The organism is Aerococcus viridans (assembly GCF_002083135.2).
GTDB lineage: Bacteria > Bacillota > Bacilli > Lactobacillales > Aerococcaceae > Aerococcus > Aerococcus viridans_C.
This window is the reverse complement of record NZ_NBTM02000001.1, coordinates 1639975-1653475: the sequence shown is the minus strand read 5'-3', so window position 1 is coordinate 1653475 and position 13501 is coordinate 1639975. Positions and strand designations below refer to the sequence as shown.

Genomic DNA, 13501 nt, shown 5'->3' with positions numbered 1-13501 from the left:
TCCCGTTGGTACCAATATTTTCTATCAATAGCCTATGATCTAGGTGTTTGACGCAAACGACCCAATTGTTTTGAGGCTGTGTTCACACTAGATTTCAAACTAGGTTGGCTAATTTCAGGAATTTCTTTTTCTAAGTCAGCCTGTGTTGGCGTTTGTTTTCCACTTGCGTTTGTTTGCGCTGGTCTTTTAACTGGCGCCTTAGCTTGACCCTGGTTTGTCTTTCCTTTTGACGGTGTTTGCGATTGTGTTTTTTCTTGTGCTTTACTCATTTTTTCTTTTTCTATTTCAGCAATCTCTTTTACCAATGTACCCATGGTTTGCTCCATTGATTTCACACGGACCATTAAATCGGCATTCTCTCTAGATTTTACAGCCATTTGTGCTTGTAAATCCACATTGTCAGATTGAATGTTTAAAGCTACTAATAAAGCCATCTCTTCCATTGACATATTGGGATTCTTTTTACTGATATCAGCAAGTAGCTGGTTGATATCACGGCTCACTTGTTGAATATGTTCACTTGTTTTATGACTCTTGATGGTGAATTTGTGATAGCCCAATTTCGCTATTACTCTGTTTTTTTCTTCATTCGACATATTTGTCACTCCAACTTTTTATACTGTGCGTTAAATGTTTGTAGATGCAATAGAAAGGTCGAGTCTTAACGACTTTTGTTCCACCTAGCTTTCATAATCTTAGATATTTTACCATTTATCCCAGATAATGGCTAGACTTAGACATTATCTGCTCCCAATGACCAAAAAAGTTAGAAAAAATGCAATGATTTTAGGCCGTCATGAAAGATTTAATCAGATTTTCATGACAAGCCCTTGTTCTTCGTGTATGATGAAATACGATATATTGAGATAGAGGTGCGGAGCTTATCAGTACATACCCGAGCGGGAGCGTTGAAAGTATGGAAAGGAATATTCGCCGAAATATTTTAACCCCAAGTTAAAGTATTGGGCATAAACAAAAAATGTTTATGACTGTCACTTAACCAAGTGATGCGCTATCCTACGAGTGACGACTGGAAGGCTAGTCATAGTCTTATCGCGCACAAAGGGAAGCCTCTATTGCAATTTATTGCTGTAGAGGCTTTTTATTATTTTCGGGAGGTATTATTATGAAAAATCATCAAGTAAGTAACACTTGGCAAAAAGCTTTGATTGCTATTTTGACCATCGTATTTGCCATCGTTGGCCCAACATCATCTTTTGTTGAAGCGAGTGAGTTCGGCACAAAAATCGAGGTGGACCAAGAAGTATTAGCTGAAGGTCTAGACACAGAAGGCGTATTACGAGTTGGGATGGAAGCCAACTATGCGCCCTTCAACTGGTCGCAAACATCTGACGCGGATGGTGCAGTCCCTATTTCAAACTCTGACGGTGAATATGCAAATGGTTATGACGTACAAATTGCTAAACGTCTAGCTGATTCACTAAGCTTAGAACTCGAAATTGTTAAGTTAGAGTGGGACGGTCTACCACCGGCACTTGAATCTGGCATGATTGACGTGATTATTGCCGGTATGTCACCAACACCAGAACGTCTGCAACAAATGGACTTTTCAGATTCTTACTATTCTTCAGATATCGTTCTTGTGACAATGGCTGACGGTGATTACGCAGATGCTACATCGCTAGAAGATTTCGATGGCACAACAGTTACTGGTCAATTAAACACATTCCATTACGATTTAATTCCGCAAATCCCTGACGTAACCCAAGCCACTGCCCTAGATTCATTCCCAACGATGATCACTGCTTTAACTGCTGGTTCGGTTGACGCCTATGTATCTGAAAAACCAGGTGCAATGGCTGCTGTAGCTGCCAACCCTGACCTAACGTACGTGGAATTTGCTGAGGGTCAAGGCTTTGACTTAGGTGAAGTCACTTCAGATATTGCTGTTGCAACCAGAAAAGATTCTCCATTAACAGACATTATGAACCAAGCCTTAGCAACTATTCCAACCGCTGACCGTGACAAATTAATGGAAGATATGGTGAATTTAAACGAGCGCGGTGAAAGTGCTGGTTTCTGGTCTGAAGTTGCGGGCATCTGGAATACTTACGGTTCCCAATTTCTAGTTGGTGCTGGTAACACTATGTTTATCGCGTTAAGCTCGACAATTATGGGATTTGTCATTGGTTTATTGATTGCTATCTACCGTTCATTAATCGTTCGTCGCGATCAAAAACCGGTTGCCTACTTCTTCTATAAATTATTCGACTTTGTGATTGCTGCCTACATTGAAATCTTCCGAGGTACCCCAATGATGGTACAAGCTATGATGATTTTCTATGGTTCAAGACTATTCTTTGATTTCCAAATGTCTACTTTGTTTGCAGCCTTACTAATTGTGTCGATTAATACTGGTGCTTACCTTGCCGAAGTGATCCGTGGTGGGATAACTTCAGTGGATAAAGGCCAAACTGAGGCCGCTCGTGCCATTGGCATGAACCACTACCAAACAATGACGACAATCGTTTTGCCACAAGCTATTCGGTCAATCTTACCAGCTTTAGGTAACGAATTCGTGATCAATATTAAAGATACGTCTGTATTGAATGTTATCGCAGTAACTGAGTTATTCTTTGTAACCAAATCAGCTGCAGGTTCAACTTACCTAACCTTCCAAACATTCCTAATTACAGCGATTATCTACTTCGTCTTAACTTTTACAACAACCCGTGTCTTGAATTTCATCGAAAATCGTATGGCAGGCAAAAAGACTTACCATATCTATGAATCTAGCACGAACACAGTAATCAACGGTCAAAGAGAACAATAGGAGGAAAATGACATGCAAAACCAAGATCAATTAATCTTAAATGTACAACATTTAGAAAAACGTTTTGGGGAAAACTTGGTCCTACGTGATATCGACTTCCAAGTACGCCCAGGGCAAGTAACCTCTATTATTGGTTCATCTGGATCAGGTAAATCTACCCTATTACGTTGCTTAAACCTACTTGAAGAACCAACTGGTGGGGACATTTTATACCACGGTCAATCAATTTTAAACGGGAAGAAAATGAACATTAATAAATACCGTACCCAAGTTGGTATGGTATTCCAATCATTCAACCTATTTAAAAACTTTACAGCCCTTGAAAACTGTACAGTTGGCCAACGCAAAATATTAGGTCGTAGCCAAGCAGAAGCAGAAGCAGTTGCTCTTAAGAACCTTGAAAAAGTTGGTATGGCTCCTTACCGTGACGCCCGCCCTGACCAACTATCTGGAGGACAACAACAGCGTGTCGCTATCGCCCGTGCCCTTTCAATGGATCCAGAAGTCTTATTATTCGATGAGCCTACATCTGCCCTTGACCCAGAAATGGTTGGGGAAGTATTAGAAACAATGACTCAATTAGCAACAGAAGGTCTAACTATGATCGTTGTAACCCACGAAATGGCCTTCGCCCGTGACGTATCAACTAATATCGTCTTCATGGACAAAGGTGTCATCGTCGAACAAGGACCAGCCAAAGAAGTGATCGATACACCGAAACAAGAAAGAACAAAAGCCTTCTTGACAAGATACGCAAACGAAAGATTTTAAACTGGATGGTAAAAATGTCGCTTAGATAGTCGGACTAGAACAAAAACTAAACAATATCTAAAAGATAATGGGGGATTTTGTGAAATGTCAGCAAAGTCTGACATTTTAAACTCGACTATGTATGGTGTGAGTCGCTCGAACCCGATTTTGAATGAGGGTGCAAGGCGCTACCTACTTTCAAATAGCAAAAAATCACAAAAAGCAGTTGGAAAATTCAACTGCTTTTTGTGTATTATCCTATGCTTAAATCTATTCCCCGAATTCGATATCATCACGAATTTGAATCAATAAATCACGCACATTTTCATCTTTTACTTTATCTGCATATTTTGTCAGTAAATCATAATTGACATGCGCATCTGTAATTTCACCGAATTCAGATTGAATGGCCTTGGCGTCTTTTCTGTATTGGTTTAAGTCTTTAGAAACCGTCTCGTTGAAGTAAGTGGCTGCATACCGCACCTTCTTGGCACTCTTTCTAATTTCGTGGACTGCTTCATAGTCAGAAATATCTACTGTCTTAAAGTCATATCTCAATTTTTTATCCTTCTTCTTCAGTCGCTTAAGTGTATACTTTTTCCAGTCTTTCTTATTTTCAAATAGGTCGAGTTCAAGGATTTCTTTCGCATCCTCAATAGCTTGCTGAATGGTGGCGCTATTGCTCTTATTAAAAGTCCGGTTCATTTCTATCCGACGGTCTTTTACGAAGGTGTTAAACATTTGATAATAAGCCTCGCTAGTTTCAGGATGATCTACTGCATAATCTTCGCAATATTCATAGAGCACATCCAATTCACGAAGGGTCCCGAATACACGCGCTGCTGCTCCCAATTGCTGGTTCAACTTATTATAAAGATCTTCGTCCATACGTTTTTTTATAAAGTTAAGTAGACCACGTAATTCTCGAATTGAAACACGCAAATCATGGACTAGTTTATTGGAAAATGGGTTGTTCTGATAATCTAGATATAAGTCCGACACCTTATTTATCTGCTGTTCAAATACTTCATGCCGTTTATTCATTCAAATCACTCCCTTCCCTAGAAATTCGTTTTCTTATAATTTCATTATACAAAATAAATTATTATCCGTAAAACGAAACAGGCACTCCCCACAAAAGGAAGTACCTGTTTTTAGACGATTTAGTCATTTGAATATTTTTCTTCAATTTTAGAGAACCATAATGAGAAGATTGTCCCTAATACAAAGGCAATCACACACCAAATCAATGTGCTCATGAATGATAAACCAGAATTTGCTAAACCTTCAGCTGAGAAACCTGGGAATACTTGTGTTGGGAATAAAGCGATCGATGAACCGATTACAGTCCCTAAAATAAAGTGGTACATTTTAGAGTAATAATGTTTAAAGGCCCATTCAGCAGCCTTAGCTAAACCAATGACACACAGTAAACCACCTAAACCTAATGGAATAATGACTGAAAAATCAAGGGCTGCGATACCAGCGGCCATTTTGTCATATAAACCAAAATAAATTAAGAAGTTTGATGGGCTCATCCCTGGTACAATAACCCCTAAACCAATCAAAGCACCTGATAGTACCCAAGCGATAAATGAAGGTTGTACTTGTGAAATCCCTTGCCCACCAAAGAACATGATTAGGAAAATGATGACTGCAGTCACTGCAAGCAAGGTTAAGTCAGATGTACTGCGCCCTTCTTTTCCAGCAGACTTAAATAGTGATGGTAATGTACCCACTACGAAACCGATAAATAAGGTAATAAAAATAGCTGCGTAAAGTCCAAAAGCTTTTTCAACGAAAATTGAAAATACCAATATTCCTATTAAGAAACCAATCCCAACTGGAATAAAGTAACGCACATTTTTCCAGAAGTTTTCCGTAATGTTAGCTAAAAAGTTAATTATTTGATCGTACAAACCGAAAATCACAGCTAGGACACCACCTGAAAGACCTGGTAGAATGCCTCCTATCCCAACAGCTGCACCCTTCAGAACACGGATAAACCAATCTGCCGAAAAGACGGCATCTTTTTTATTATTCATTTATTCTCCTCTTTCAATTCCATTTTTTACTAGACAGTTCAATAAGACCAGTCCAGTAGACTCTTATCTAATACTTATTGTATCAATCTTTGGGCTGAGAATCATCGTTGAAAGCTAAAAATATGAAAGTTCTAGTTGAAAATAATCAATTAATCAACACTCAACTCACCTATAGCGCTCACCGTCTGGTTCTTCCCTCGGTGTTTCGCTTGATATAAGGCTTGGTCAGCCCGCAATAAGGTAATTTTCATGTCTTCATGCGGTTTTCTATGGGCCACACCAATTGACACCGTAATCTTCAAGGGGTCGCCTTCTTCACTAAATAGTGGCAATTCAGCAACCCTTTCATGGATAGATTCAGCTAAATCCAGCGTCTTTTGTCCCGTCTCGTCAAATACTAAAGCCACGAATTCTTCTCCACCGTACCGGTAATAATCGAATAACTCAGACTTTAAGCTATTCAAAACAATCCCTATTTCTTCCAGTGCCTTATCGCCCACAAGATGACCATAGGTGTCATTTAACTTTTTGAAATTATCAATATCAAGAATTAATAGGGAATAGGAATGATTATTTTCTGAAATTTTCCCAAGGTCTTCATCTAACTTCCGGGCGTTATAGAGGGTCGTTAAACTGTCATGCACTGAGGTTTGGTAGAGTTTGTCTAGATCGTTGGTGAACTGGTAAGAAACGTATATGAATGCCGATGACAAAACAGCTAGCAATAGTAAAGATGAAAATACTTGGGCGGGATCTTCTAATCGAATGATGGATATTGGCGTAGTAATGAAAATAGCCATCATCGCTAACAACCATAGTTGGAAGAACTCTGAATACTTGGCTTTAATACGGTCAAAGACACTTAAACTCAGCAAAATATAGACTAAGAACATCAAGAGGTTTAAACTGGACAAGGTTAAGTCACCAAAGAAAAAACGACCAATCGCAACCAGCACAATTGTCGGATTGGCAATTTCCTTATCCAAATACACCATGGTATAGGCGAATAGTACCGACCTAAAGTCAAAACGAACACCTTCAACGAGAAAGGATGACATCATCAAGCAAAAACCCGCTGCCGTTTGTAAACTAATAAAGAGTTTACGGTTGTTGATGGGATTTCGTCTTTCCTCAATACCATATCGCCAGCGCCAAACTAAATAAATATCCATAAAAACAATTGCCATATTTGCTAAGACATTTACAATCATGCTATCCTCCTGTATTCCATAATCTATATAATATGCCTAATTAAAAATATTTCCTTGAAATTTTTAAAAAGCCCTGTCTTGACATAAAAACTCATTATAATCAATATACCACGATTGATCAGCCAGAAATAACTAAATTAACTTTCAAGAGAAAAATCTTGGAAATTTATCTATTACTTAATTATTAGAATTTCATTTTTTAATTTGGCTAAAACTTTACACATAATTAATAATAATAAGTTATATTGTTGAAAATTCTGGTATGAATGTTTGAAATCATTCGCAAATAAAAAGCCAACTAAAACGAGTCTAGTTGGCTAATACAATTATTGTTTGCATTTATATTGTGCCAGACTAGCGGACACCGCCCCCTCCACCACCACCAAAGGAACCACCACCACCACCAAAGCTGGTACCGCCCCCTCCACCAGATGATGAAGAAGCTGTTGCAGCGCTATGACCGTCTGAATAAGATCTGTTAAGCATTGAACCATAGTATGCATAGTAGAAGAATGGTGCATCTGAGTATGTTGAGATTTCAGCATATTCAGGATAAATCTTGCGAAATTCTTCTTCCACTTCATCAGCAATACCAAAGGCACCCGCATAAATCATTAATTCATCCCATAGGGAAACCTCATTGGTTTGACGCTCATTTAATAATGAGAAGTCTAACAGATAGTTTTTGAATTTCACGATATTATCGCGTAACTCAAAGCCTTTATCCGTATAAGCGACGCCTGCCACTTCATGGGCAATATCTAAATCAGTTTTCTCGCGACGAGATTTTGCTGTTAAACCGACAAAAGTGTAGCCATTTTCTTCCAAATAATCTGATGAATAAGATTTTAAGGCTGCTTCATAGGCCTCAATTTTCTTGTAATTCTTTTCGATATATTTAGAGAAGACTTTTTGTTCAACACGGCCGTCTTTTTGAGCAACGCGTTGCATTAATTTAAACAATCTTGCGGATGGTCCTGTTGGTGCTTTGTCTGATTGAATATAGATAACGGCTTGATCTTTCGATCTTAGGAAGCCATCAATTTCTTCTTCACGCACAGTGATAAAACCATTTTTCACCAGGTATAAAATTCCTGCCGTCATATAGTTTTGCCGCAATTCACTCTTGTTATCGATTAATTGGGATAAAATCACATAAAGTTGGAATACATCTTCAGCTGGCGCTTCACGGTAATATTCTCCTTGCGTACGTTTTTCCATAGTTTTCATGGTTGGATAATACTCTCGGTATTTCCGTTGGTTAGAAGCATATTGAGAGATCCCCCAAATACCCGCACCCAGTCCACCAATACCAGCAGCTGCTGCTAAACCAAGGATGACCTTAGTAGATGTTGAGGTTGAAGTATCGGCTTCACTTGCCCCATCCATTTCTTGAATATCTTCATAAGTGGCATCAGGATTATAGTCTTCATAGTTATACGATGACCCTTCAAATGCTTGCTCTACAAATGAATCAAAGCTTCTATCTTCAATCACGAAGTCAGTTGGATAGGTGCCATCTGGAATACGCAAAAGAATCGTTACATAGTTGTTGGAACCTAATGGCTCTGTAGATGCCGTCTGAACGACACCATCGCTTGTGATATCAATATTACCGTTGAAACCAAATCCCCAAATACGGTTATCATCATAATTCATCGTTTGTACATCTGAGGAAATTTCCACAGACACAGCTTTGGGAGATGGTGACAAGTCGGAGTTAATAAACTGCCAATAGACCATTTGATCCGTTGATGTTTGTGTAACAAAATTTGAGATCTCATATGACAACTCGTATGTATGTTGGCCGTATTCAGTAATCCCCCAATTCAGTTCATTCGTGTTTTGCCCATAGGTACCTGCTTTTTGGTCAAAACTATCATCAATATCCCATGATGACTGTTCTTCCATAGGCTGTCCATCCATTGAAACTGTAAAATTAGAGATATTCTGAACATCTTTAAGATTCAAACCCTTATAAATCTCAGTTCCCTCATCAGTATTCATGTCCCAAGTTTCATGGATTAAGGCTGATCCATCAGATTGTAAAGTTACATCTACATCGATCGAATTAATCTCATTCGCCAATACTGATTGGGGTGCTACCCAAAATAAAACCAACGCACCAAAGGCTATGATTATCTCAATAGCTTTTTGATGTGTTTTTACCATTGTGGCATCTCCGCTTTTTCTGCTGAATTTTCAAAGTATTCTTCTGGTGTAAATCCTGTAAATCCAGCAATAACAGAATTCGGGAAAGTTTTAATTAAACGATTGTATTTAGTAACAGTGTCATTAAAGACCATACGTGACTGACGTACATTGTTTTCATAAGTATTTACAGAATTCATTGTTGATTGGTAAACGTCCGAAGCTTTTAAATTCGGATATTGTTCCACTACTACATCAATTGAACGCAATGCACGGTTGAAAGCTGCATCATCTTTTTCCACATCACTAACAGAGGAGTTGCGTGATACATTCGAACGTGATTCAACGATTTTGGTTAAGGTATCGTGTTCATGTGTTTGATATTGTTTGGTTGCTGAAATCAAATTGGTTAAGGCATCCCAACGAGATTCTACTTGTGCTGCAATTTGCGCCATGGCATTTGATACCATTTCTTTGGAACGTACGAAGTTATTGTAGGCTCCAATCCCCCACACAACTAATATAACGATTATAGCAATGACAATAATCCATACCATAATATCCAACTCCTTCTCTTTTTATATTCTAATTATACTTTAAATGTCATCGTCAATAAAGCGATACCATCGGGCATTGTATAAAAAAGAGAGGTAAAGTACTATATTGACATACTTACATCTCTCAAATTTCTATATATTTCTCTTATCCTTCTATTTCAAAGCTATTGGTTAAACGACCTAATCCTTCAATTTCAATCGAAATTTCATCGCCTGTTTTAAGCCAGTCTTGTTGATCTTCTGGATAACCTAATACTACCCCTGAAGGTGTACCTGTTAGAATGATATCCCCTGCCTGTAAGGTCATGTATTCAGAGATATAAGACACAATCTCAGCTACCTTGAAAATCATTTGCTTGGTACTAGCTGATTGAACTTCTGCACCATTACGGTATGTCTTAATGACTAAATTGTTGATGTCCACTTCATCTTTTGTTGTTAAATAGGGACCAACGGGTGCAGAGAAATCGTTTGTTTTACCAAGTAACCATTGACCTGATTTAAACTGTAAGTCACGAACGGATACATCATTGGCTATAGAATAGCCAAATACGGCATCTAGGGCCTCGGAATGAGAAATGTTTTTAGCTGTATTGCCAATTACGACCACTAATTCCCCTTCATAATCGAATTGCTCGCCATGTTTATTCAATGGGATGACCTGATTATGGCTAGCTAAGGCGTTATTAAATTTTGAAAATAAAACGGGTTCTTCTGGATCATCAGAGATTTTCGATTCACTCACATGGTCATGATAATTTAAGCCCACACAAATTATTTTCTCAGGATTATGGATAACAGGCGCATAGACAATGGTGTCCGCATCCACAAAGTTCACTTCATGGGCGTGGTGGGTATGGTAGTCTAGAATTTGTTGAATACGATCCTTGTAGGCCCCTTCAATAATAGCCTTCAGCTGGTTTGGGACTTGAATACCTAATGTTTCACTTGCTTCTCTGATGTCGATAATCCCTAAGTCACTCAGGATACCGACTTGAATATCATTTGAATTTGCCTGGAAATATTGAATAAATTTCATAGTCAACCTCCTATGATTTTGCCTGTTCAGTGATTTTTACTACCCTTAAAATACCACTTTTGACTGTAAAATGTACATCATAAGCACCAAAACGCATGCCGTAAATTTTATCAGGATTGTCTTGGGTTCTAGGTCTCGGGTCTTGAGCTAAAACGGCTTGCAGTTGGGTAAATAAATATTCTGGTAATCCCGCAGTCACCGCTTCAGGCATCTCGACTGTCAGTGGTCGCCAAGCTACTTCATCTGTAAAACCAGCTCTAGCTTCTTCGTGGATGTCTGTATTGACATAGGGTTTAATATCTAAAATGGGTGTTTTATGCATTAAATCAACACCAGCTACTTCTAAAGACACTTTTCCAGCCCCATCTATATGGACTTTTTCTAATTTCACCGAAGACAGGCCGATAGGATTTGGTCGGTACGGCGACCTAGAGGCAAAGACACCTACCCGTTCATTCCCACCCAAACGAGGCGGTCTGACAGTTGCTTTATTGGCCCGACCCTTTTGTGCTGAAAAATACCAAACTAACCACAAGTAGTCAAAGGATTCAATCCCTTTAAAATACTCAATTTGATTGTAGGGCGGATAAAATTGAATCATGCCCTTTACTTGTGGCACAACCATACTTTGTCTCGGAATGCCGAATTTTTCAACAAAAGCCGTTTCTATCCAACCAATAGGTGCTACTTCCATATACATCCTCCATGCTCTTGCTTATTTCTGCTTTATTTTAATTAGTTACAATAACAGATGGCACTTTCCTCAGTATACTTGTGTAAGTTTCCTTCGCAAACTATACTAAGATTAAAGATAAACATGACAAGAGGAGATTTTATGGCAAACTTAGATACGATAAAAAAACTTTATAAAGATTACCCTGAAATGCCTTATATCAATCCAGATCGTGATTTCGATACCTTTATGGATAAACTGAATGTTCAAAAAGAACACCTAGTCCCTAAACGAAATATGGAACGCACAGAAGAAGGTTTGTTGCCGGGACACATCATTTTATTATGGCGTCTTGACTTAGGAACTTTTTCAACTGAATCCGCTATTCCTCGTTATTTTGAGTATCTTTACGGGATTCATGCCTTAGATGACTTAGACCGTTTTATTGAAGAAGGGCTAGCTTACCAAATGTCAGCCAAGGAAACTTTGTACTTAGTGAATGCCGGGACTTTGAAAAAAATCCTTAAAAATGCTGGCTTATCGGGCTATTCTGCTTTGAAGAAAGATGAATTGGTGAAATATGTGCAAGATCAAATCAGTGAAGAAGATTTAGCGCCGCAAATGCCAATGATTGCTTACCAAACAACTGAACGAGGTCATGAACTGGTTGAAAAATACGACGGTATTATTCAGCGTCATGGACCTAAAGGCTAGCTTGCCATACTAGAGCTGTGACCATGATGTCACAGCTATTTTTTTCATCCTAATTGCGCTAGCCTTACTCCATTTCCAAGAGTTGTTTGAAGATTTTCTCTGAAATAATTTTAATTTTTTCACCACGGTTGGCGTATTCTTCAGCTTTTTTAAATTTACTGGTCTTCTTCTGCTTATTTAAATCAGATTGTGAGACAATAAGGTAATCTGTCTTAAGGGTGACTGATTTACCTAAAATAGCCCCCTTATTCAAACTAGATTGCATGGCTTCTTCACGAGACATATTATCTAAGTCCCCTGAAAAAACAATAGTCTTATTAAATAGCGGATGCATCGGGTTAAAGTCAGTTGTTTCTGCCTTTAAGTCCTCCACTTTAATTTGTTTTGGATAGCTACGACGGTAGAAAGCATTTTTGAAGTCTTGTTCACTTTGATAAACCTGTTTGGCTTGGTTAAAGAGTTGGTTATAGACTTCAATAGTAATATAGCAGTCTGTTAACCCACGGTGAGCGCCTTCGTAAGAGATGCCGTAGAATTGGGCCATAGTCCCCAACTTATGGTTCGGTGTTCCTGTTACTAATTTACGGGCAATGGTTAGCACGTCCAGATAGTCATTTTTCACAGGGAAATTATACAGGTTTACTGCGGTATCATAAATAAAGCCGAGGTCAAAATTGACGTTGTAGCCTAAAATGATATCTTCTTGGATGAAATCTAAGAATTCGGGCATGGCTTGATCAATTCGCGGTGCGGTCATGACCATATTGTTGGTAATACCGGTTAATTTGGTGATAAATCCTGAAATTGGCCGATTGGGTTGGACCAAGGTTGAAAAAGTCTGGTCCATCTGGTGGTCGCGAATCCGAATAGCCGACAACTCTAAAATTTCGTCATTACTTGGTTTTAAACCGGTTGTTTCGATATCAATCATGACATAGTCTTTTGGAAAACCGATGATTGACTTGCCCATATGTGGTCGTTGTTGACCAGATTTTCTATTGTAAGCCATATTACCACTTCCTTATTTACTGGTGATTTTACACCTTAATTGCCCATTATTTTGTATACACTATATTATATGTTTTATTTTCCCATTAGTTAATGATAGAAAGGATGTTTTGATGAAAATCTTTATCGACGGTGACGGTAGTCCCACTAAACAAGAAACTATTCAATTGGCGAAAAAATATGATTTACCAGCCGTTTTAGTAACCTCGATTGACCATTTTTCAAAAAAGCCAGTCGCTGATCATGTGGAAACTGTCTATGTGGAAAGAGGTGCTGACTCGGCCGATCTTAAGATTCTATCCATGATTAGTGCCGGGGATATTGTGGTCACCCAAGATTACGGTCTAGCATCATTAGCCCTGGCAAAAGCGACGGTGATCCACCACTCTGGCATGATTTATACCGACATGAATATCGACCGACTGCTCCGCCAGCGGTACGAAAGTCAACAGATGCGGAACGCCAGGATGCGGACTAAGGGGCCTAAACCCTTTACTGCAGAAGACCGTCAGCATTTTATTCAAGCCCTAGACAAGATTATTCAAGACCGCCTCTAAAA

At 38.7% G+C, this 13501-nt stretch carries 13 protein-coding genes and 1 riboswitch; of the genes, 4 read left to right on the top strand and 9 right to left on the bottom strand.

Going from position 1 to position 13501, the window contains the following annotated elements:
- Positions 1 to 32: 32 nt before the first annotated feature.
- The gene (locus A6J77_RS07705) at positions 33 to 596 is read right to left on the bottom strand and encodes a cell division protein ZapA (RefSeq protein WP_083069661.1); all 564 of its coding nucleotides are present in this window, start codon (positions 594 to 596) and stop codon (positions 33 to 35) included.
- A 263-nt stretch (positions 597 to 859) separates the two neighbouring features.
- A riboswitch (Lysine riboswitch) is annotated at positions 860 to 1023 on the top strand.
- Positions 1024 to 1126: 103 nt separating this feature from the next.
- Here A6J77_RS07705 and A6J77_RS07700 point away from each other — a divergent pair.
- Together A6J77_RS07700 and A6J77_RS07695 are read left to right on the top strand one after the other, a co-directional pair.
- Positions 1127 to 2794, top strand: coding sequence for an ABC transporter permease subunit (locus tag A6J77_RS07700; RefSeq protein WP_083069660.1), 1668 nt, complete (start codon positions 1127 to 1129; stop codon positions 2792 to 2794).
- A gap of 12 nt (positions 2795 to 2806) precedes the next feature.
- A complete protein-coding gene (locus tag A6J77_RS07695) occupies positions 2807 to 3565 on the top strand; it encodes an amino acid ABC transporter ATP-binding protein (protein WP_083069659.1) in 759 nt (252 codons plus the stop codon).
- Positions 3566 to 3814: 249 nt separating this feature from the next.
- On the opposite strand, the gene A6J77_RS07690 is transcribed toward A6J77_RS07695, so the two are convergent.
- The 7 genes from A6J77_RS07690 to tsaA all read right to left on the bottom strand — a co-directional run bounded on the left by A6J77_RS07690 (position 3815) and on the right by tsaA (position 11241).
- The gene (locus A6J77_RS07690; protein ID WP_083069657.1) at positions 3815 to 4588 is read right to left on the bottom strand and encodes a CHAD domain-containing protein; all 774 of its coding nucleotides are present in this window, start codon (positions 4586 to 4588) and stop codon (positions 3815 to 3817) included.
- A 119-nt stretch (positions 4589 to 4707) separates the two neighbouring features.
- Entirely contained in the window at positions 4708 to 5589 is an 882-nt protein-coding gene (locus A6J77_RS07685) for a DUF368 domain-containing protein (protein WP_083069655.1), read from the bottom strand.
- 149 nt (positions 5590 to 5738) lie between these two features.
- Entirely contained in the window at positions 5739 to 6800 is a 1062-nt protein-coding gene (locus tag A6J77_RS07680) for a GGDEF domain-containing protein (protein ID WP_083069653.1), read from the bottom strand.
- Positions 6801 to 7154: 354 nt separating this feature from the next.
- Positions 7155 to 8972 carry a DUF2207 family protein gene (locus A6J77_RS07675; protein WP_083069651.1) on the bottom strand — a complete coding sequence of 606 codons (1818 nt, stop codon included), beginning with the start codon at positions 8970 to 8972 and terminating at the stop codon, positions 7155 to 7157.
- Complete coding sequence (locus tag A6J77_RS07670) at positions 8966 to 9508, bottom strand: LemA family protein (protein WP_003141927.1); 543 nt, start codon at positions 9506 to 9508, stop codon at positions 8966 to 8968. Before A6J77_RS07670 ends, A6J77_RS07675 begins: the two co-directional genes overlap by 7 nt.
- A 145-nt stretch (positions 9509 to 9653) precedes the next feature.
- A complete protein-coding gene (locus A6J77_RS07665; protein ID WP_083069649.1) occupies positions 9654 to 10547 on the bottom strand; it encodes a fumarylacetoacetate hydrolase family protein in 894 nt (297 codons plus the stop codon).
- Between the two features lie 10 nt (positions 10548 to 10557).
- Positions 10558 to 11241, bottom strand: a complete 684-nt coding sequence (gene tsaA, locus A6J77_RS07660) for a tRNA (N6-threonylcarbamoyladenosine(37)-N6)-methyltransferase TrmO (RefSeq protein WP_083069647.1) — start codon at positions 11239 to 11241, stop codon at positions 10558 to 10560.
- Between the two features lie 141 nt (positions 11242 to 11382).
- On the opposite strand from tsaA, the gene A6J77_RS07655 reads away from it, so the two are divergent.
- Positions 11383 to 11934 carry a hypothetical protein gene (locus A6J77_RS07655; protein ID WP_227645153.1) on the top strand — a complete coding sequence of 184 codons (552 nt, stop codon included), beginning with the start codon at positions 11383 to 11385 and terminating at the stop codon, positions 11932 to 11934.
- Positions 11935 to 11998: 64 nt separating this feature from the next.
- Here the strand turns inward: A6J77_RS07655 and A6J77_RS07650 are convergent, their stop codons facing one another.
- Positions 11999 to 12943 (bottom strand): exonuclease domain-containing protein, encoded by a 945-nt coding sequence (locus tag A6J77_RS07650; protein WP_083069643.1) that lies wholly within the window; start codon positions 12941 to 12943, stop codon positions 11999 to 12001.
- 112 nt (positions 12944 to 13055) lie between these two features.
- Between A6J77_RS07650 and A6J77_RS07645 the strand changes: the two genes are divergently transcribed.
- Positions 13056 to 13499, top strand: coding sequence for a YaiI/YqxD family protein (locus A6J77_RS07645; RefSeq protein WP_083069642.1), 444 nt, complete (start codon positions 13056 to 13058; stop codon positions 13497 to 13499).
- Positions 13500 to 13501: the final 2 nt, after the last annotated feature.